Consider the following 20,902-nt stretch of genomic DNA (forward strand, 5'->3'; position numbering starts at 1 on the left):
CCACGATGAAAGGGTAGATGGGAAAGGGTGAGGATGGGCGAGGAGTGGTGGCGCGGTGCGGTGACCTATCAGATCTATCCGCGCAGTTTTCAGGACGATGACGGCGACGGGGTGGGTGATCTGAAGGGGATTACCCGGCGGCTGGACCATGTCGCCGGGCTGGGTGTCGATGCGATCTGGCTGTCGCCGGTCTTCACCTCGCCTATGAAGGACATGGGCTATGACGTCGCGGATTATCGCGGCATCGACCCGGTCTTTGGCACGCTGGCGGATTTCGACGCGCTGCTGGCGCGGGCGCATGATCTTGGCCTGAAGGTGGTGATCGACCAGGTGTTGTCGCATTCCTCGGACCGCCATCCGTGCTTTGTCGACAGCCGGGCTGGCCGCACCGGGCGCCATGCCGACTGGTATGTCTGGGCCGATCCGAAGCCTGATGGATCGCCGCCGAACAACTGGCTGGCGATCTTCGGCGGCGGCGCCTGGACATGGGAGGCGCGGCGGCATCAGTATTATTTCCACAACTTCCTGGCCGAACAGCCGGATTTCAACTTTCACAACCCCGAGGTGCAGGAATTCCACCTCGCCAACATGCGGTTCTGGCTGGAGCGCGGGGTGGATGGGTTCCGGCTTGATACGCTGAACTACTATTTCCACGATGCGCTTCTGCGCGACGACGCGGCGGATTATCGGGTGAAGGCGCGGCCCGAGGCCAATCCCTATAACATGCAGTATCATCTCTTCTCGAAGAACCAGCCGGAGAACATTGGTTTCCTTGAGAAAATGCGGGCGCTGACCGATGACTTCGGCGCGAGGATGATGGTGGGTGAGGTGGGCGACAGCCATCATGCGATTGCGTTGATGGGGGACTATACATCCGGGCGCCGGGTGCATCAGTGCTATTCCTTCGAGATGCTGGGGCCGGAGTTTTCCGCCGCCCATTTCCGCCGCAAGATCGAGGGCTTCTTTGCCGGTGCGCCGCAGGGCTGGCCGGCCTGGGCGTTCTCCAACCATGATGTGAACCGCCATGTGACCCGCTGGGCCGCGCATGGGATCAGCCGCGAGGCGCTGGCGAAGCAGGCGGCGGCGATGCTTCTGTCCTTTCAGGGGTCGATCTACCTTTATCAGGGGGAGGAGTTGGGGCAGACGGAGACGGTGCTGGACTTCGAGGAACTGACCGACCCGGCGGGCATCAACTTCTGGCCCGAAGAGCGGGGCCGCGACGGCTGCCGCACGCCCATGGTGTGGGAGGCGGCGGCGCCGAATGCGGGGTTTTCCGCTGCCAATCGCTGCTGGCTGCCGGTGAAGGCGCCGCAGGCCGCCGTGGCGGCCGATACCCAAGGACCGGGGTCGGTGATGGCGTTTTACCGCGAGATGATCGCGTTTCGGAAGGGCAATGCCGACCTGCGGACCGGCGGGACGGTCTTCTTCGACCTGCCCGAACCTGTGCTGGGCTTTAGACGCGGGGAGGGGACGCTGTGCCTGTTCAACCTGTCGCCCGCGCCGGTGAAGGTGCCGGTCACGGGCGGGCGGATGCTGCTGTCGCAGGCGGCGGAGGCGGGGGCCAGGGAGCTGTCCCTCGGCCCCAACGGTTTTGCGATCCTTGAGGGCGGCGCGGTCGGGTGATCACTCGCCGCGGGGGAAGCGCTTGAACTCCTCCAGCACGTTCAGGTCCATGTGGTTGCGCATGTAGCGCTCCGAGGCGGCGCGGAGCGGCTGGAAATCCCAGGGGAAGTAGTTGCCGTTGCGAAGCGCCTCATAGACCACCCAGCGGCGGGCCTGGCTTTGGCGCACCTCGGCGTCGTAGGCGCCAAGATCCCAGCGCGCATCGGCCATGGTGCGGAACTGCGCCAGCGTCCCGGCATGGGCCGGGTCGGAGGCGAGGTTGATGCGTTCGGAGGGGTCGGCGGCAAGGTCGAAAAGCTGTTCGGGATCAAGGGCGCAGCGGGTGTACTTGAAGTTATCCTGCCGCAGGCAGACCAGGGGCGCCCAGCTTCCCTCGGCGGCATATTCGATGGCGACGGGGCTTTGGCGGGGGGTGCCTTTCGCCAGCGGGACAAGGCTTTCGCCATCGGTCCAGTCCATGATCTCATCCATGGAAATCCCGGCAAGGTCACACAGCGTCGGCAGCACGTCGATGGAGGAGACAGGCGTTTCCTCAAGATGCGGGTCCAGCCCCGGCGCGGCGACCATCAAGGGCACGCGGGTGGAGCCTTCGAAGAAGTTCATCTTGAACCAGAGCCCACGTTCCCCCAGCATGTCGCCATGGTCGGAGACGAAGAGGATGATCGCCTCTTGGCGCGTCGCCTCAAGCACCGAAAGGATCTCTCCGATCTTGTCGTCGATGTAAGAGATATTGGCGAAATATCCGTGCCTTGCGCGACGAACCTGATCTTCGGTGATGTCGAACTGGCGCCAGTCGCAGCTGTCCATCAACCGCTTCGAATGCGGGTCCTGATCGTCATAGGGGATCGCCTCGCCCGCAGGCAGGAGATGGGCGCAATCCTCGTAAAGGTCCCAGTATTTGCGCCGCGCGACGTAGGGGTCATGCGGATGGGTGAAGCTGACCGTCAGGCACCAGGGCCGTTCTTCGGCGCCGCGCGACAGGTCGTAAAGCTTCTGCACCGCCTGATGGGCGACGTCGTCGTCATATTCAAGCTGGTTGGTGATCTCCGCCACGCCCGCGCCGGTGACGGAGCCAAGGTTGTGGTACCACCAGTCGATCCGCTCGCCCGGCTTGCGGTAATCCGGCGTCCAGCCGAAATCGGCGGGGTAGATGTCGGTCGTCAGGCGTTCCTCGAACCCGTGCAACTGATCGGGGCCGACGAAATGCATCTTGCCCGAAAGGGTCGTGGCATAGCCCGCCCGGCGCAGGTGGTGGGCATAGGTCGGGATGTCGGAACAGAATTCGGCCGCGTTGTCATAGACGCGGGTGCGGCGGGGCAGTTGCCCGGACATGAAGCTCGCCCGCCCCGGCGCGCAGAGGGGGGAGCCGGTATAGGCATTGGCAAACCGGACCGAGCGCGCGGCAAGCGCCTTCAGGTTCGGCGCGTGCAGCCAGTCGGCGGGGCCGTCGGGGAACAGCGTTCCATTCAACTGATCGACCATCAGGATCAGGATGTTCGGCTTCTTGGTCATGGCTTCCCCCGGATTGATTTTCTGCCCCTCTAACCTGCGCAAAAGCGCCGCGCCAGACCGGAGGATTGCGACGCTGTGTCCCGGCGATTGCGACATGATCGGTGCAGCCTCGCGACCAATCGGCTTGCGATCCGGCGGCTTTGCGGCCTTGATGCGGGAAAAGACCCGAGTCAGGGAGGGGACCGTGACCGATCTTCCGCGCGAAATTGTCGAAGACCCGGATATGGGGATCGTGCTGTCCGACGGCTGCCGCCTGTCGGCGCGGGTCTGGATGCCGAAGGATGCGGGCGCGCATCCGGTTCCGGCGGTGCTGGAATACATCCCCTACCGCAAGCGCGACGGCACGCTGCCGCGCGATGAGCTGATGCACCCGTATTTCGCCACTCACGGCTATGCCGCCGTGCGCGTCGACATGCGCGGCAATGGCGACAGCGACGGGCTGATGGCGGATGAGTACACACAGCAGGAGATGGACGACGCCGTCGAGGTCATCGCCTGGCTTGCGAAACAGTCCTGGTGTTCCGGCACGGTGGGGATGATGGGAAAAAGCTGGGGTGGCTTCAACTGCCTGCAAACGGCGGCACTGCGCCCGCCCGCGTTGAAGGCTGTAATCTCTGTCTGCTCCACCACCGACCGTTTCGCCGATGACATCCATTTCAAGGGCGGCTGCCTGTTGGGGGAGAATTTCGGCTGGGGCGCGGTGATGCTGGCCTATTCCTCGCGCCCGCCCGATCCGGCGCTGCGCGACGACTGGCGGGAGGAGTGGACGCGGCGGCTTGAGGCCGAGCCGTTCCTGGCGCCGGTCTGGGCCGCAAAGCAGGCGCGCGGGGCCTATTGGAAACATGGCTCGGTCGGCGAGGATTACGGCGCAATCCGCGCGGCGGTGATGTCGATCGGCGGCTGGGCCGACAATTACATGAACACGGTCGCGCATCTTGTTGAAAACATTCAGGCCCCGGTGAAAGGCATCGTCGGGCCATGGGTGCATCAATATCCCCATACCGCGGTGCCGGGGCCAAGGATCGGTTTCCTGCAAGAGGCGCTGCGCTGGTGGGACCGCTGGCTGAAGGATGCGCCGAACGGGGCGGAGGATGACCCCGCCTATCGCGCCTATATGATCCATTCCGAACCGCCCGATGCCTCGCCCGCGCACCGCAAGGGGCATTGGGTGGCCGAGGCCGACTGGCCGCCCTCGCGCGCGCGGCAGGAGGTCTGGGCGCTTGGGCCCGAGGGGCGGCTTGGCGGGCGGCAGGAGGCGCTGCATGAGGTGATCGCCACCCCGCAGCACCTTGGCCTGAACGCGGGTGAGTATTTCCCGATGGGTCTGAATGCCGAAATGCCGGGCGATCAGGCGGGCGATGACGCGCTGTCGGTATCCTTCGACAGCGCGCCCCTGGGTGGCGGGATGGACCTTCTGGGCGCGCCGGCCCTGCGTGTCACGCTGTCCTCTGACCGCCCCCGCGCGATGCTGGTCGCGCGGCTTTGCGACGTGGCGCCGGACGGGACGTCGGTGCGCATCTGCCACGGGATTCTGAACCTCTGCCACCGCGACAGCCGCGAACACCCCGCGCCCCTGCGGCCGGGGGAAGAGGTCACCGTCGACCTCGTCCTGGATCAATGCGCCTACCGGCTGGCCCCCGGCCACCGCCTGCGCATCGCGCTGTCGAACAGCTATTTCCCCTTTGTCTGGCCCTCGCCCGAGCCCGTGCGCCTGCACCTGACGGCGGGCGAGCTGCACCTGCCGGTGCATGAGGGCAGCCACGGCGACGAATGGACCTTTCCCGCGCCGGAAATGGCCGCCCCCTGGCGCCACCGCGTCCTGACCCCAGACCATGCCGCGCGGCGGATCGAGCAGGACCTGCTGACCGGCGAATGGCGGCTGATCGTGGAAGAGGTCGGGCCGGAATGCGAAAACCTCGATCATGGCCTCGTCACCCGCGAATCCTCGCATGAGACATGGGCGATCCATCCCGATGATCCGACCTCGGCCCGGTCGGAGATTCGCAGGCGGCAGGAATTGTCGCGCGGCGATTGGCGGGTGGAGACGGAGGTCACGGCGGTGATGCGCGGCGACGCCCAAGCCCTTTATTTCGAAGCCGAACTGATCGCGCGGGCCAACGGGGAAGAGGTCGCCCGCCGCCGCTGGGAGGATCGGGTTGCGCGTCAATTCGTGTGATTGACTCCGCAATCAAGAAAAAACGTTGCCGTCCACGCCAAAGCGACGTTATCAATAGGTAAAGACAAAAAGAAAATTCAGGGAGATCACCATGTCACAAGAACTCAAATACCTGCTCATGCAGGCCGCGAAGGGCCGCATCAGCCGCCGCACCTTCCTTGGCAAGGCCGCCGCCGCAGGTGTCACCGGCGCGATGGCCAACACGCTTCTGGCGCGCGCGGCGCGGGCCGAGGGGCCGAAGAAGGGCGGGATCATCCGCGCCGGGATGCAGGGCGGGGAAAGCACCAACTCTCTTGATCCCGCGCTCGCGGCCTCCGAGGCGCCGTTCATGACCAACATGACCTGGGGCGAGATGCTGGTGAACGTGACCCCGACGGGTGAACTCGATTACCGCATCGCGGAAGAGGCGTCTTCGTCCGCCGACGCGACCGAATGGACCTTCAAGATCCGCAAGGGCGTCGAATATCACGACGGCAGCACCGTGACGGCCGAGGACGTCGTCGCCACGCTGAAGCGCCACACCGATGAAAAGTCGCAATCCGGCGCGCTTGGCATCGTGCAGGGTATTTCGGACATGAAGGCCGAGGGCGACATGGTCAAGCTGACGCTCGCCAGCGCCAATGCCGACCTTCCCTATCTGATGGCGGATTATCACCTTGTCATCCAGCCGGGCGGCGGCGTCGACAAGCCCGACGCGGGCATCGGTGCCGGTGCCTACAAGGTCGAGGTGTTCGAACCGGGCGTGCGCGTGGGCTTTACCAAGCACGCCAACTATTTCGACAGCAACGCGGGCCACGCCGATCAGGTGGAGATCCTTGTCATCAATGACAACACCGCGCGGACGGCGGCGCTTCAATCCGGTCAGGTCCATATGATGAACCGGGTCGATCCGAAGATCGCGGCGCTGCTGAAGGGCGCCACCGGCGTTCGGATCGAGGCGGCTGCGGGCAAGGGCCACTACGTCTTCATCATGCGCTGCGATGAACCGCCGTTCGACAACAACGACATGCGGATGGCGCTGAAATACGCGATCAACCGCGAGGAGATGGTCGCGAAGATCCTCGGCGGGCTGGGCTCGGTCGGGAACGATTTCCCGATCAACTCCTCCTATCCGCTTTTCGACGACACGATCGAGCAGCGCGCCTACGATCCGGCCAAGGCCAAGGAATATTACGACAAGTCCGGCCATGACGGCAGCCCGATCATCCTGCGGACCGGCAACGCGGCCTTCCCCGGCGCGGTCGATGCGGCGAACCTCTTTGCCGCCTCGGCGCAGGCCGCGGGTATCCCGCTTGAGGTCAAGCTGGAACCCGATGACGGCTACTGGTCGAACGTCTGGAACGTCGCGCCCTTCTGCGCGTCCTATTGGGGTGGGCGTCCGGTGCAGGACCAGATGTATTCCACCGCCTATCTGTCCACGGCGGACTGGAACGATACGGCCTTCAAGAATGCGGCCTTCGACGAACTTCTCCTTGCGGCGCGCGGCGAACTCGATGAGGCCAAGCGCAAGGAGGAATATTCCAAGATGGCCCATATCCTGCGCGATGAGGGCGGTCTGATCCTGCCGATGTTCAACGACTGGGTCGAAGGCGTGCGGGACGAGATCGCGGGCTGGGTCAACGACCCGAACCAGGAGATGATGAACGGCCTCGCGCTGTCGCGCTGCTGGCTGGCCTGAGGAATACCGACGGCGGCGTCGGGGGGCAGGGGATGCCCCTCGGGGTCGCGTCGGGGGCGGAACAATCATACGGACGTGGAGAGGCACGGCCGGAACAGGGAGAGACAGAATGAAAGATCAGCTCGACCGCGTCATCGACGCTGCACGAAAGGGCAGGATGTCCCGGCGTGAGTTTCTGGGCCGCACGACGGCGATGGGGGTGTCCGCCGGTCTTGCCGTAGCACTTTACGGCAAGGTCGCCCGCGCGGATGAGGCGAAGAAGGGCGGCGTGATCCGCGCCGGGATCTATGGTGGCGAAAGCACCAACTCTCTCGATCCCGCGCTGGCCGCCTCGCCGGTGCCGGTCATCACCTGCTCCACCTGGGGGGAGATGCTGTGCGACGTGACCTCGGACGGCGGGCTGAACATGCGCCTCGCGGAAGAGGCGACATCCTCGCCCGACGCGAAGGTCTGGACCTTCAAGGTCCGGCAGGGGGTGGAGTTCCACAACGGCAAGACGGTGACCGCCGAGGACATCGTCGCGACGTTGAAGCGCCATACGGATGAAAAGTCGCAATCGGGTGCCTTGGGCATCGTGCAGGGCATTTCCGACATGAAGGCCGAGGGCGACAAGGTCGTGCTGACGCTGGCCTCGGCCAACAGTGACCTTCCCTACCTGCTGGCCGACTATCACCTTGCAATCCAGCCGGGTGGCGGCATGGACGACCCGACCGCCGGTATCGGCGCAGGCCCCTACAAGGTCGAAAGCTTCGAACCCGGCGTGCGCACGGTCTTTACCAAGCATGCCAACTATTTCGACGACACGGTCGGCCATGCCGATCAGGTCGAGATCCTCGTCATCAATGACAATACCGCGCGCACCGCGGCGCTTCAGTCCGGTCAGGTCCACATGATCAACCGGGTGGACCCGAAAATCTCCGAACTGCTGAAAGGCACGCCCTCGGTCACCGTGAAGCAGACGCCGGGGCGCGGGCATTTCGTCTTCGTCATGCATTGCGACACACCGCCCTTCGACAACAACGACATGCGGATGGCGCTGAAACTGGCGATCAAGCGTGGCGAACTGGTCGAGAAGGTGCTGGGCGGGCTTGGCTCGGCCGGGAACGACTTCCCGATCAACGCCGCCTATCCGCTCTTTGACGAGACGATCCCGCAGCGCGAATACGACGCCGCCAAGGCCAAGGAATATTACGACAAGACCGGCCATGACGGCAGCCCGATCATCCTGCGCGCGGCGCCGGGCGCCTTCCCCGGCGCGGTGGACGCGGCCAACCTCTTTGCCGCCTCGGCGCAGGCCGCCGGCATCCCGCTTCAGGTGAAGCTGGAACCCGATGACGGCTACTGGACCAACGTCTGGAACGTGGAACCCTTCTGCGCCTCTTACTGGGGCGGGCGCGCGGTGCAGGACCAGATGTACACCACGGCCTATCTCTCGACCGCCGACTGGAACGACACGAAGTTCAAGAACAAGGAATTCGATGAGCTTCTGATCGCCGCGCGCGGCGAACTGGACGAGGCCAAGAAGAAGGCCGACTATTCGCGCATGGCCAATATCCTGCGCGATGAAGGCGGCCTGATCCTGCCGATGTTCAACGACTTCGTCGAAGGCGTGCGCGACGAGATCGGCGGCTGGTACGACGATCCGAACGGTGAACTGATGAACGGCCGGGCGCTGTCGCGCTGCTGGCTGGGCTGAGGCCGGGGCGGTGCATCCGATCCTGAAACTGGTGATCCAGCGCCTTGCGCTGGGTCTCCTCCTCCTCCTCGCCATTTCGGCGGTGATCTTCCTGGGCGTCGAGGCGCTGCCGGGCGACACCGCGCAGGCGATCCTGGGGCAGTCGGCAACGCCGCAGGCGCTGGCCAACCTGCGTGAGCAGATGGGCCTGAACGACCCGGCGCTGACGCGGTATTTCCACTGGCTCGGCGGGGTTGTGACCGGCGATCTGGGCAAATCGCTGACCAATGGCACCGACATCGCCACGGCGATCGGCCAGCGGCTTGGCAATACGCTGTTCCTGGCCGGATGCGCCGCCGTGATCGCGGTGCCGCTGGCGCTGACGCTGGGCCTGATCGCGGCGCGCTATGCGGGCAAGTGGCCCGACAAGCTGATCTCTGCCGTCACGCTGACCACGATCAGCCTGCCGGAATTCGTCGCGGCCTATTTCGTCATCTACCTTCTGACCCAGGTCTTCCCGATCTTTCAGCCCGTCGCCATGGTCTTTCCCGGCATGGGCTTCTGGGCGAAGCTGAACGCCGTCGCGCTGCCGGTGATCGTGCTGGTGATGGTGGTGCTGGCCCATATGATGCGGATGACGCGGGCGGCGATCCTGAACGTCATGCAATCGGCCTATATCGAGACGGCCGAGCTGAAGGGCGTTCCGCCGATGCAGGTCATCTGGCGTCACGCCTTCCCCAACGCCATCGCGCCCATCGTGCAGGTGGTGGTGCTGAACCTCGCCTATCTGGTCGTGGGTGTCGTCGTGGTCGAGGTCGTCTTCGGCTATAACGCGCTTGGCCAGTATCTTGTCGATCACGTCACCAAACGCGACCTGCCTGTGGTGCAGGCCGTGGGGCTGGTCTTCGCCGCGGTCTATATCGGTCTGAACATCTTTGCCGATGTGGTCGCGATCATCGCCAACCCGCGTCTGAGGCACCCCAAATGAAGCTGACCCTTGCAGCCACCATCGGGATCTGCCTGACCGCCGCCTTCGTGCTGTCGGCGATCTTCGCCCCCTGGATCGCGCCCTATCCGCTGGATGCGGCAGTGGGCGGGGTCTGGGAACAACCCTCCGCGCAATACTGGCTGGGAACCGACACCATCGGGCGGGATATCCTGTCGCGCCTGATCTATGGCGGACGGATCACCATCTTCGTGGCGCTGGCCGCCTCGGTCCTGGCCTTTTCGCTCGGCTCCTTCTTCGGCTTCCTCGCCGCCGTGCGGGGCGGTATGGTCGACAGCATCCTCAGCCGGATCGTCGACCTGATGATGGCGATCCCCTCGCTGATCGTGGCGCTTGTCGTCCTGTCGGTGTTGCCGCTGAACCTGACGGTCCTGATCCTGGTGATGGGGGTGCTGGACAGCACCCGCGTCTTCCGCCTGTCGCGCGCGGTCGCGATGGACATCGCGGTGATGGACTATGTCGAGGCCGCGAAACTGCGGGGCGAAGGGCAGGCTTGGGTGATCTTCCGCGAGATCCTGCCAAACGCGCTGTCGCCGCTGGTCGCGGAATTCGGCCTGCGCTTCATCTTCGCGGTTCTCTTCATCTCCACGCTCTCCTTCCTTGGCCTTGGCGTTCAGCCGCCGCTGGCCGACTGGGGCGGCATGGTGAAGGAAAACAAGGACGGCCTGATCTACGGCCGCTCTGCCGCGCTGATGCCGGCCGCCGCCATCGCGGCGCTGGCGATCTCTGTCAATCTCGTCGCGGACTGGGTGCTGAGCCGCACGACCAGCCTGAAAGGGGGGCGTGGTGGCTGATCCTCTGCTCGACATCCGCAACCTCAAGATCGAGGCGACCGTCTATCCGCCGGGCGAGAAGCCGCAGGACATCACCATCGTCCACGGCGTCTCTGTCTCGGTCGAGAAGGGCAAGGTCCTTGGCCTGATCGGCGAAAGCGGCGCCGGGAAATCCACCATCGGCCTGTCTGCCATGGCCTATGGGCGCGGCGGGGTGCGCATCACCGGGGGCGAGGTCATGGTCAATGGCCGCGATATCCTCAAGATCGGCGCCGGGGGCCTGCGCAAGCTGCGCGGGCATGAGGTGACCTATGTCGCCCAATCCGCCGCCGCGTCCTTCAATCCGGCCAAGAAGCTGATGGAGCAGGTGATCGAAACCACCCTGCGCCACGGTCTTGCCAGCCGGGATGAGGCGGAAAAGCGCGCCGTGATGCTCTTTGGCAAGCTGGGCCTGCCGAACCCGGAAACCTTCGGCGACCGCTATCCCCACCAGGTCTCCGGCGGGCAGTTGCAGCGCGCGATGACCGCGATGGCGCTGTGTCCCAAGCCCGATCTGGTGATCTTCGACGAACCCACGACCGCGCTGGACGTCACGACGCAGATCGACGTGCTGGCCGCGATCAAGGAGGCGATCCAGGATACCGGGGTGGCCGCACTTTACATCACCCATGACCTTGCCGTCGTGGCGCAGGTCGCGGATCACATCATGGTGCTGCGCCATGGCAAGAAGGTGGAATACGGCGATACGCGCCAGATCATCGAGGCGCCGCGTCAGGATTATACCAGGGCGCTGGTCTCTGTCCGCTCTATCGAGCATGAGGAAAAGCAGCCCACCGCCGACCCGGTGCTACGGGTCGAAAACGTCACCGCCCGCTATCGCGGCACCGCGTTCGACGTGCTGAAGAACATCTCGGTCGAGCTGCATCCAGGCCAGACGCTGGCCGTGGTGGGCGAAAGCGGGTCGGGCAAGTCGACGCTGGCGCGCGCGATCACCGGGCTTTTGCCGCCCTCGCGCGGGCGGATCACCTTCGCCGGGCGCGAACTGTCGGCCGAGCAGACCGCACGTTCGCGCGACGACCTGCGCGAATTGCAGATGATCTATCAGATGGCCGACACGGCGATGAACCCGCGCCACACCGTCGGCACGATCATCGGCCGGCCGCTTGAGTTCTATTTCGGCCTGAAGGGCGAGGAAAAGCGCAAGCGCGTGCAGGAGCTTCTGGACGAGATCGAGATGGGCAAGGGCTTTCTCGACCGCTATCCGGCGGAACTGTCGGGCGGGCAGAAGCAGCGGGTCTGCATCGCGCGGTCGCTGGCGGCCAAGCCGAAGATGATCATCTGCGATGAGGTGACATCGGCGCTGGACCCCCTGGTCGCGGATGGCATCCTGAAGCTGCTCCTCGACCTCCAGAAGATCGAGAACGTGGCCTATCTCTTCATCACCCATGACCTGGCCACGGTCCGCGCCATCGCGGATTCCATCGCCGTGATGTATCGCGGCGAGGTGGTGCGCTATGGGCCGAAGTCCGACGTGCTGGCGCCGCCCTTCGACGCCTATACCGATCTGCTTCTGTCTTCCGTGCCGGAAATGAAACTCGGCTGGCTGGAAGAGGTGATCGCGGGGCGGCGGATGGAGAGTGCGGGCAACTGACGCCCGGGGCGCGATCTTTCGGGGCAAGGCATGGACGGGAAGCTGCTTCTCATCATTCTCGACGGTGTGCCGTGGCGCAACTGGCGGCGGCTCTTCGGCAATCTCGAAGGCTGGGTCGTCTCGGGCGAGGCGCAGTTGTGGCGGATGCGGTCGGTGCTGCCCTCCACCTCCGCCTCCTGCTATGCCTCGATCCATACCGGGGTGACGCCGCAGGTTCATGGCTGTACCGGCAATGCGAACGTCTTCCGCCTGTCGCAGCCCGACATCTTCTCGCAGGTGCGCGCGGCGGGTGGCGTGACCGGCGCGGTGGCGCATTCCTTCTGGTCGGAGTTCTTCAACCGCCACCCGTTCGATATGGTCCGCGACATCGAATATGACGAACCGGAAAGCGCCACCATCAACCATGGCCGGTTCCACACCATGTCGGGCTATGGTCATATCAACCAGATGACACCCTCGGACGTGGACCTTTTCGCCACGCTGACCTCGCTTTGCGGGCGCTTCGGGCTGAATTACGGGATGCTGCATACCTGCACGCTCGACAGCATGGGGCATCGTTTCTACCACGACTGCGAAGAGATGGATCACGCCTGTTTCGTGATGGACGAGATGCTGGCCCCCTTCATCCCGCGCTGGCGGAAGATGGGCTATGAGGTGATCGTGACCGCCGATCACGGACAGGATGCGCGCGGCCATCACGGCGGCACGGGCGAGGATCAGCAGGACTTCGCGCTTTACTATTTCGGTGACGGGCAGGGGCCGGAGAAGGGCGCGGTACTGGACCAGTTGCAGCTTGCGCCGACGATCCTGAAACGCCTTGGCGCGGCGGTGCCGGGGACGATGAAGGCGAAGCCGTTCCTTTAAAGCGTTTCGGGTTTTCGTTGAGAAAGCAAGTATCAGAATTTGAACGTAATAAGTTCGAATTCTGAGTCAGTGTAAACCCGAAATGCTATAGGTCCGGGGCGCCGGGGATTGCCCCCTTTCGCCGGGCCGCGTGTGGCCCGGCATGCGCCCGCCCGCCCCAAGGCGGGCGCATCCGCGCCCACCCGTGCGGGCGCATGCCTCGGTCTGGAGCGAGCCATGCAGGGAAATGCCGGCCTCAGGCCGCCGCTTCGGCCTCGGCCATCGCCTCGGCCGTGGCCTCAAGCACCAAGAGGATCGAGGCGTGGCGGTTCTTGTAGTCGCGCGCGGGTTCAAGCACGTCATAGCCGGTGAAGGGGGCCTGCGGCGGGGGGGCGCCCTCTTTCAGCATCGCGCGCAATTCGTCGCGCGCCCGCTCAACCTCGGCCCGCGTGCGGCCGATCATGTGGCCCCCGGCGATGGCGGCCGAGGCCTGACCCAGCGCGCAGGCCTTCACGTCCTGCCCGAAATCGTCGATCCGCCCCTCCGTCACCACGACATCGACCGTGACGGTCGAACCGCAAAGGGGGGAGCGTTTGCGGACCGTCGCGGTGGGGTGGTCCAGCCGCCGCGCATGGGGAATATCCGCCGCCAGCGCGAGGATGCGCTGCGAATAAAGCTTGATGAGATCGGTTTCGCCCATGGCTTTCCCCGCGCGGCCTTTCCCCCTAGATAGGACGCCTGAGCAGGAATGGAAAGGTGCCGCCATGGCCTTCGACCCTTCGACATTGGTCTATGACAGCCGGGGCCTGATCCCCGCCATCGCGCAGGATGCGGCCTCGGGTCAGGTTCTGATGATGGCCTGGATGAATGCCGAAGCCGTGGCCCGGACGCTGGAAACAGGCCGCGTGACCTATTGGTCGCGCTCGCGCGCGGCGTTCTGGGTGAAGGGGGAGTCCTCGGGCCATGTCCAGCGGTTGGTGGAGATGCGCGTCGATTGCGACCGCGACTGCCTGCTGGTCACGGTCGACCAGACCGGCCCCGCCTGCCACACCAACCGGCGGTCGTGTTTCTACACGGCTGTTCGGGGCGGCGAGGAGGTCGAGATATTGCGGCCCGAGGCATAAAGCGTTTCGGGTTTTCGTTGGGCAAGCAAGGATCAGAATTCGAACGAAATAAGGTCGAATTCTGAGTCAGGGTAAACCCGAAATGCTATAGGCGGCGGGAGCGCTCCGCGCGGGAGTATTTTTGCCACAATGAAAGCCCGGGGTCAGAGAAGACCCACCATGCGGCGGATGTCGGCGGGGCTGGCGCCCTCGGCGCGGTATTTCGCGATGGCGCGGGCGTCGTCACGTTTGGCGAGGCGCTTGCCGGCCTCGTCCCGGATCAGGCGGTGGTGGTGGTAGATCGGCGTCGGCAGGCCGAAGAGATGTTGCAGGATCACCTGAATGGGCGTGAAATCAAAAAGGTCCTCGCCCCGGATCACATGGGTGATGCCCTGATCCGCGTCGTCGAAGGCGGAGGCGAGAAAATAGGCGACGATGCCTTCGCCCTTTCGGCCCAGCACGATGTCGCCGATGGTGGTCCTCGCCGTGGCGGGATCGACGCGATGCGTCCCTGCATCGGCCGGGCCGGTTTCGGTGAAGGTGAGTGTGGCCGGGTCGAGGAGGGCAAGCGCCCTGCCAAGGTTCAGGCGCAGCGCGTCGCCGGGCTGGCGGTCGGCCATCGGGCGGGCGCGGCAGGTGCCGGGGTAGACGGCATGCGCGACACCTTCCTGCGGGGCGGCAAGGGCCGCGCGAATGTCGCCGCGGGTGCAGGCGCAGGGGTAGAGAAGGCCGCGGTCGGCCAGCGTTTCCAGCCGCGCGTTATAGCTCTCGATATGGTCGGACTGGCGGTGGACGGGGCCGTCCCATGTCAGGCCGAGCCAGGTGAGGTCTTCAACGATCAGCGCCGCCCATTCCGGTTTCGACCGTTCGAGATCGGTATCCTCCATCCGCAGCAGGAACGCCCCCCCGGCGGCGCGGGCCATGTCATGGGCGAGGATCGCGGAATAGGCGTGGCCAAGATGCAGCGGGCCGGTGGGCGAGGGCGCGAAACGGGTGCGCATCAGCTTTGCGTCGAGAGCCAGCCGGTGAAGGCGTCCTTGGCGCGGTCGGTATAGGCCTTGTAACGGTCCTTGCGGCCCTTGCGCCCGCCCTTGGCGTCGATGGGCGGGAAGAGGCCGAAATTCACGTTCATCGGCTGGAAGGTTTTCGCCTCTGCCCCGCCGGTGATGTGGGTGACAAGCGCGCCCATCGCGGTATCGGGCGGCGGCGGGGGCAGGTCGCGGCCAAGGATCGCCTGCGCGGCCATGCGGCCCGCCAGAAGCCCCATCGCGGCGCTTTCGACATAGCCCTCAACCCCGGTGATCTGGCCCGCGAAGCGGATATGGGGACGGGTGCGCAGCCGCATCCGGTCGTCAAGCAGGGTCGGCGCGTTGATGAAGGTGTTGCGGTGGATGCCGCCGAGGCGGGCGAAGCCTGCCTTTTCCAGACCGGGGATCAGGCGGAAGACATCGGTCTGGGCGCCGTATTTCATCTTGGTCTGGAAGCCGACGATGTTGAAGAGCGTGCCAAGCTTGTTGTCGCGGCGCAGCTGGACGACGGCATAGGGTTTCACGTCGGGACGGTGCGCGTTGGTCAGCCCCACGGGCTTCATCGGGCCGAAGCGCAGCGTGTCGCGGCCGCGCTCGGCCATCACCTCGATCGGCAGGCAGCCGTCGAAGTATTTCGCCGTCTCGCCGTCGCGGAATTCAGTCTTGTCGGCGGCGAGAAGCGCGTCGATGAAGGCCTCATACTGCGCCTTGTCCATCGGGCAGTTGAGATAGGCGGTGCGTTCCTCTTCCGTCTCGCCCTTGTCATAGCGCGACTGCATCCAGGCGACGGTCATATCCACGCTTTCGGCATAGACGATGGGCGCGATGGCGTCGAAGAAGGCGAGGGCCTCGGCCCCGGTTTCGGCCCGGATCGCCTCGGCCAGCGTGCCGGAGGTGAGGGGGCCGGTGGCGACGATCCAGTGACCACGCTCGGGCAGGGCGGTGATCTCGCCCGTTTCCACCTCGATCAGCGGATGGGCGCAGAGGTGGCGGGTGACGGCCTCGGAAAACGGATCGCGGTCGACGGCCAGCGCGCCACCGGCGGGCAGGCGGTGGCGGTCGGCCATGTCCATGACCAGACCGTCGGCCGCGCGCATTTCCCAGTGCAGCAGCCCCACGGCGTTCTGTTCGTCATCGTCCGAACGGAAGGAGTTCGAACACACCATCTCCGCCAGGTTGCCGGTGCGGTGGGCGAAGGTGGCGACCTTTGGCCGCATCTCGTGAATCGTCACGGGGACGCCAAGCTGGGCCGCCTGCCAGGCCGCCTCGGACCCGGCCATGCCGCCGCCGATGATGTGAAGTCGCGTGTCCATGGGCGCGGGTTTAGGCGGTTTGGCGGGAAAGAGGAAGGGGCGGCGCATGGCCGCCCCGGTGTCGCTGGCACCTATAGCATTTCGGGTTTGTACTGAATCAGAATTCGAACCTGTTTCGTTCGAATTCTGATACTTACTTTCTCAACGCAAACCCGAAACGCTTTAGCCGAAGGCGGGCGCCTTGCGGGTGAAAAGCGCATCGGCGGACCAGCCCCCGGCGCCATGGGCGGCGAGCAGCAGGAAGCCCCCGGCAAGGCCGAGGTTCTTCATGAAGGCGGTCATCTGCATCTGGTCGGCGGGGACGAAATGGAAAAGGAGCGCGGAGAGGAGGGAGAACCCCGCAAGCGCCAGCGCGGCCGGGCGGGTGAAGGCGCCGAGAAGGATCGCGAGCCCGCCGAGGAGTTCAAGCGCGATGGTGGGCCAGGCGAAGATGGCAGGCACGCCGCCCGAGGTCATGTAGGCGGTAAAGCCCGCCACGTCCTGAAGCTTGCCATAGCCCGCGACGATGAAAAGGATGCTGAGAAAGAGGCGCGCCAGAAGGGTGGCGATGGGGGGGAGGTGGGTCATCGGGATCTCCGTTTTCGGCGCCGGGTCTGGCGCGGCGGCGGAGGTAGCCGGGATGGGCGGGGCCATACAGGCCGATTTCCAAACAGGAGCTGTGCGGCGTTGCGCAGGGGGGGCGGTTGGCTGTGCGTTGATCGGTGCAGGCCGCGAGAGAGCCATGTTCGGCGCTGGTTGGAGTTGAGGCCAAGGGGACGGCGGTCACGAGAGTTTGATCCGGGACGGCAGGCGACCGTGGGCGCCGCCGGGACGGCTTCGGGAGGGGGTATGGTGCCGCCCCATCGAACCCCGGTCGGGGTCTTGCCACCGCGAAAGCAGCCGCCCATGGGGGCGGCTGGCTGCCGGCCCAACGGGGCCAGGGGGCCTTCATTCACGGCCGCTTCATTGCGGGTCGGTGAGGGGCGCGCAATGCAGGAGGGGATGGCGGCCGCGTCCCGGACGTGATCCGGGACCTCTATCTTCGGGGGCGGAGGTCCCGGATCAAGTCCGGGACGGCACCGCCTGCGCCATCGTGACGGCTGAGAGCCTCAGCTCAGAAATTCACGCTCATGTCGATGTCGCGAAGATAGTCGGCGTCGATCTCTTTCGGCGCGGACATCAGCGAACGCTCTTCCTGCGGGGCGTAGCGGAGGCTGATGAAGGCCGCGTGCAGCTTGTCGCCCAGGCCCATCAGGCCGGACACGAGCCAGGGTGCGGTCGCGGCGCCTTCGCCATGCGAAACGGTGAAATCGGATTGCGCCATCTTCAGTCTCCCCTTTGGTGGCCTGGTCCCGAACGTGCCGTCCGTGGTGGGGTCCGGTCCGTCCGCTCTTTCCAGCAGCCTTCACTGCATTCCTTTAGACACCGTTAAAGGATGGCGAAATTGGGGCGACAATCACACCTTTGGCGGGTAATTTCGTGAGAGTTTTAGACAGCGCTGTAATCGTTGGCCTTTTTTGGACCATCATTCAGCGGGCGCTTGGCCAAATTCCGCTGAAAAATCAATGGCCCGGCGTGTTTCCCCCGGAAATCGGAGAAAACGCCACCGCAACCATAGGTTGATTCGACAAAATCGCGCCGGGCCGATCACTCGGCCTCGGCCCCCTCATCTTCCCCCTGATCGGCGATCCGCGCGACCGAGACGACCTCTTCCCCCGCGGCGGTGTCAAAGACCCGCACCCCGCCGGCAGAGCGCGAGCGGAAGCTGATCCCCGCGACGGGGCAGCGGATCGACTGGCCGGTGGAGGTGGCCAGCATGATCTGATCGTCATGCGCGACCGGGAAGGAGGCGACCAGCGCGCCGCCGCGCATCGCCTTGTCCATGGCCATGACGCCCTGACCGCCGCGCCCGCGCACCGGATAGCCGTGCGAGGAGGAAATCTTGCCCGCGCCCTTGGCGGTGATGGTCAGGATCAGGTCCTCGGCCGCCGACATTTCGGCATAGCGGTCCTGCGACAGGGCGACATCGGCGGTGGCCTCTTCGTCCTCATCGCTTTCGGCGCCGTCGTCAAGCGCGCCTTCGACCGCGCGGCGCATCTTCAGATAGGCGGCGCGTTCGTCGGCCGTGGCCTCGAAATGGCGGATGACGGACATCGACACGACCGTATCGCCCGAAGCCAGCCGGACCCCGCGCACGCCGGTGGAATCGCGGCCCTTGAAGACGCGCACCTCGGTCGTCGGGAAGCGGATCGCGCGGCCAAGCGCGGTCACCAGCATCACGTCGTCATTTTCATCGCAGATGCGCGCATTCACAAGGCTGACCCCTTCGGGCAGCTTCATCGCGATCTTGCCGTTGCGCATGACATTGGTGAAATCCGACAGCGCGTTGCGCCGCACGTCGCCCTGCGAGGTGGCGAAGAAGATCTGAAGGTTCTCCCACTCCTCCTCCGGCACGTCCACGGGCATGATGGCGGCGATCGACACACCTTGCGGGATCGGCAGGATATTGATGATCGCCTTGCCCTTCGAGGTGCGCCCGCCAAGCGGCAGCCGCCAGGTCTTGAGCTTGTAGACCATGCCGTCGGTGGTGAAGAACAAAAGCTGCGTATGCGTGTTGGCGACGAAAAGCGTGGTGACGGTGTCGTCTTCCTTCAGCGAGCCGCCCGACAACCCCTTGCCGCCGCGCTTTTGCGAACGGAAGTCGGCCAGCGGCGTGCGCTTGATGTAACCGCCCTGGGTGATCGTGACGACCATGTCCTCACGCTCGATCAGGTCCTCGTCGTCCATGTCGCCGGCCCAGTCGACGATCTCGGTCCGGCGCGGCACGGCGAATTGCGCGCGCACCTCGCGCAGTTCGTCCGAGATGATCGCCATGATCCGTTCGCGCGAGGCGAGGATGGACAGGTAGTCCTTGATCTTCGCGGCAAGCTCCTGAAGCTCATCCGTGACTTCCTTGACGCCCATCGCGGTCAGGCGTTGCAGGCGCAGATCGAGGATCGCGCGGGCCTGCGTTTCGGACAGGTTATAGGTCCCGTCGTCGTTCATCTTGTGGGTGGGATCGTCGATCAGGCGGATATAATCGGCGATGTCGGCGGCGGGCCAGCGCCGCGCCATCAGCCGTTCGCGCGCCTCGGCCGGATCGGCAGAGGACCGGATGGTCGCCACCACCTCATCCACGTTCGACACCGCGACCGCCAGACCGCAGAGGATATGGCTGCGCTCGCGCGCCTTGCGCAGGTCAAAGGCCGTCCGCCGCGCCACCACTTCTTCGCGGAAGGTGATGAAATGGGTAAGGAAATCGCGCAAGGCGAGCGTTTCCGGCTTGCCGCCGTTCAGCGCCAGCATGTTGCAGCCGAACGAGGTCTGCATCGGCGTGAAGCGGAAAAGCTGGTTCAGCACCACATCGGGCGTCGCATCCCGCTTCAGCTCCACCACCACGCGGACGCCGACACGGTCGCTTTCGTCCTGCACATGGGCGATGCCCTCGATCTTCTTGTCGCGGACCATTTCCGCGATCTTCTCGATCATCGAGGCCTTGTTCACCTGATAGGGGATCTCATCGAGGATGATCGCCCAGCGGTCCTTGCGGATTTCCTCGATCCGGGTCTTGGCGCGCATGATGACGCTGCCACGCCCTTCAAGATAGGCTTTGCGCGCGCCGCCACGGCCAAGGATGATGCCGCCGGTGGGAAAATCGGGCGCCGGGATGATCTCCATCAGCGCCTCGGCCGACAGGTCCGGGTCCTCGATCAGCGCCAGCGTGCCGTCGATCACCTCACCCAGGTTATGCGGCGGGATGTTGGTCGCCATGCCCACCGCGATGCCGCCCGCGCCATTGACCAGCATGTTGGGGAAGCGCGCGGGCAGGACCGTCGGTTCGCGGTCCTTGCCGTCGTAGTTCAGCTGGAAATCGACCGTGTCCTTTTCGATATCGGCCAGAAGCGAGGCGGCGGGCTTGTCCATCCGCACCTCGGTATAGCGCATGGCGGCCGCGTTATCGCCGTCCATGGAGCCGAAGTTGCCCTGACCGTCCAGAAGCGGCAGCGACATGGAGAAATCCTGCGCCATCCTGACCAGCGCGTCATAGATCGCGGCGTCGCCATGGGGGTGGTATTTCCCCATCACATCGCCCACCGGACGGGCCGACTTGCGGTAGGGCTTGTCATGGCCGTTGCCGGTTTCGTGCATCGCGTAAAGGATGCGCCGGTGGACAGGCTTCAGCCCGTCGCGCAGATCCGGGATCGCGCGCGAGACGATGACGCTCATCGCATAGTCGAGATAGGCCGTCCGCATTTCCGATGCGATATCGACCGTGGGGCCGTCGTAAACGGGGCGCTGGGGCTTTTCCTCAGCGTTTTCAGGGGTTTCCGGGGTGTCTGTCACCGATGCTCGCCCTTGGATGTTGGGGCCGCTGACCGGCCCAGATATAGTTGCGCGCGACTATATCCCATGCCATCCCTTGGGTGCAATGCCAGGCGGGCGGCTTTCTTCCCGCGCCCCCTGCCATAATCATAACACTTTGTTTTCATTGCCCGAGGCCGC

The 20,902-nt window shown here is 65.1% G+C and carries 16 protein-coding genes and 1 pseudogene; 10 read left to right on the top strand and 7 right to left on the bottom strand.

Annotated elements, in window-relative coordinates; translation table 11 throughout:
• Nucleotides 1–33 precede the first annotated feature (33 nt).
• A complete protein-coding gene (locus LX70_RS00515) occupies nt 34–1,623 on the top strand; it encodes an alpha-amylase family glycosyl hydrolase (protein ID WP_105512594.1) in 1,590 nt (529 codons plus the stop codon).
• Here LX70_RS00515 and betC read toward each other — a convergent pair whose 3' ends face one another.
• The gene (gene betC / locus LX70_RS00520) at nt 1,624–3,135 is read right to left on the bottom strand and encodes a choline-sulfatase (protein ID WP_105512595.1); all 1,512 of its coding nucleotides are present in this window, start codon (nt 3,133–3,135) and stop codon (nt 1,624–1,626) included.
• A 184-nt stretch (nt 3,136–3,319) separates the two neighbouring features.
• Here betC and LX70_RS00525 point away from each other — a divergent pair, with 184 nt between their 5' ends.
• From LX70_RS00525 to LX70_RS00555, 8 genes and pseudogenes are all read left to right on the top strand, one after another.
• A complete protein-coding gene (locus LX70_RS00525; protein ID WP_245884884.1) occupies nt 3,320–5,311 on the top strand; it encodes a CocE/NonD family hydrolase in 1,992 nt (663 codons plus the stop codon).
• A gap of 118 nt (nt 5,312–5,429) precedes the next feature.
• A pseudogene (locus LX70_RS21110) lies at nt 5,430–5,528 on the top strand (twin-arginine translocation signal domain-containing protein); the annotation flags it as partial.
• Nucleotides 5,529–5,663: 135 nt separating this feature from the next.
• Nucleotides 5,664–6,989: an ABC transporter substrate-binding protein gene (locus tag LX70_RS00530; protein ID WP_425430572.1), complete on the top strand. Its 1,326-nt coding sequence runs from the start codon at nt 5,664–5,666 to the stop codon at nt 6,987–6,989.
• Between the two features lie 109 nt (nt 6,990–7,098).
• Nucleotides 7,099–8,685 (top strand): ABC transporter substrate-binding protein, encoded by a 1,587-nt coding sequence (locus LX70_RS00535; RefSeq protein ID WP_105512597.1) that lies wholly within the window; start codon nt 7,099–7,101, stop codon nt 8,683–8,685.
• A 10-nt stretch (nt 8,686–8,695) separates the two neighbouring features.
• Nucleotides 8,696–9,652, top strand: a complete 957-nt coding sequence (locus LX70_RS00540; RefSeq protein WP_105512598.1) for an ABC transporter permease — start codon at nt 8,696–8,698, stop codon at nt 9,650–9,652.
• Nucleotides 9,649–10,464 carry an ABC transporter permease gene (locus LX70_RS00545; protein ID WP_105512599.1) on the top strand — a complete coding sequence of 272 codons (816 nt, stop codon included), beginning with the start codon at nt 9,649–9,651 and terminating at the stop codon, nt 10,462–10,464. The genes LX70_RS00540 and LX70_RS00545 overlap by 4 nt, the downstream gene beginning before the upstream one ends.
• Nucleotides 10,457–12,094, top strand: coding sequence for an ABC transporter ATP-binding protein (locus LX70_RS00550; RefSeq protein WP_105513522.1), 1,638 nt, complete (start codon nt 10,457–10,459; stop codon nt 12,092–12,094). Before LX70_RS00545 ends, LX70_RS00550 begins: the two co-directional genes overlap by 8 nt.
• A 30-nt stretch (nt 12,095–12,124) precedes the next feature.
• Nucleotides 12,125–12,958 carry an alkaline phosphatase family protein gene (locus tag LX70_RS00555; protein WP_105512600.1) on the top strand — a complete coding sequence of 278 codons (834 nt, stop codon included), beginning with the start codon at nt 12,125–12,127 and terminating at the stop codon, nt 12,956–12,958.
• Nucleotides 12,959–13,193: 235 nt separating this feature from the next.
• Here LX70_RS00555 and LX70_RS00560 read toward each other — a convergent pair whose 3' ends face one another.
• Nucleotides 13,194–13,637 (bottom strand): iron-sulfur cluster assembly scaffold protein, encoded by a 444-nt coding sequence (locus LX70_RS00560; RefSeq protein WP_105512601.1) that lies wholly within the window; start codon nt 13,635–13,637, stop codon nt 13,194–13,196.
• Between the two features lie 64 nt (nt 13,638–13,701).
• Here LX70_RS00560 and hisI point away from each other — a divergent pair, with 64 nt between their 5' ends.
• Nucleotides 13,702–14,061 (top strand): phosphoribosyl-AMP cyclohydrolase, encoded by a 360-nt coding sequence (hisI, locus tag LX70_RS00565; protein WP_105512602.1) that lies wholly within the window; start codon nt 13,702–13,704, stop codon nt 14,059–14,061.
• Between the two features lie 143 nt (nt 14,062–14,204).
• Here the strand turns inward: hisI and gluQRS are convergent, their stop codons facing one another.
• The 5 genes from gluQRS to gyrA all read right to left on the bottom strand — a co-directional run bounded on the left by gluQRS (nt 14,205) and on the right by gyrA (nt 20,743).
• Complete coding sequence (gene gluQRS, locus LX70_RS00570) at nt 14,205–15,041, bottom strand: tRNA glutamyl-Q(34) synthetase GluQRS (RefSeq protein ID WP_105512603.1); 837 nt, start codon at nt 15,039–15,041, stop codon at nt 14,205–14,207.
• Nucleotides 15,041–16,381 carry a methylenetetrahydrofolate--tRNA-(uracil(54)-C(5))-methyltransferase (FADH(2)-oxidizing) TrmFO gene (gene trmFO / locus LX70_RS00575; protein WP_105512604.1) on the bottom strand — a complete coding sequence of 447 codons (1,341 nt, stop codon included), beginning with the start codon at nt 16,379–16,381 and terminating at the stop codon, nt 15,041–15,043. Before trmFO ends, gluQRS begins: the two co-directional genes overlap by 1 nt.
• Nucleotides 16,382–16,543: 162 nt before the next feature.
• A complete protein-coding gene (locus LX70_RS00580) occupies nt 16,544–16,948 on the bottom strand; it encodes a DoxX family protein (RefSeq protein ID WP_105513523.1) in 405 nt (134 codons plus the stop codon).
• 526 nt (nt 16,949–17,474) lie between these two features.
• Complete coding sequence (locus LX70_RS00585; RefSeq protein ID WP_105512605.1) at nt 17,475–17,684, bottom strand: hypothetical protein; 210 nt, start codon at nt 17,682–17,684, stop codon at nt 17,475–17,477.
• Nucleotides 17,685–18,007: 323 nt separating this feature from the next.
• A complete protein-coding gene (gene gyrA, locus LX70_RS00590; protein ID WP_105512606.1) occupies nt 18,008–20,743 on the bottom strand; it encodes a DNA gyrase subunit A in 2,736 nt (911 codons plus the stop codon).
• Between the last annotated feature and the right edge of the window lie 159 nt (nt 20,744–20,902).

Source organism: Albidovulum denitrificans, assembly GCF_002973535.1.
In the GTDB taxonomy this organism is placed as follows: domain Bacteria; phylum Pseudomonadota; class Alphaproteobacteria; order Rhodobacterales; family Rhodobacteraceae; genus Albidovulum; species Albidovulum denitrificans.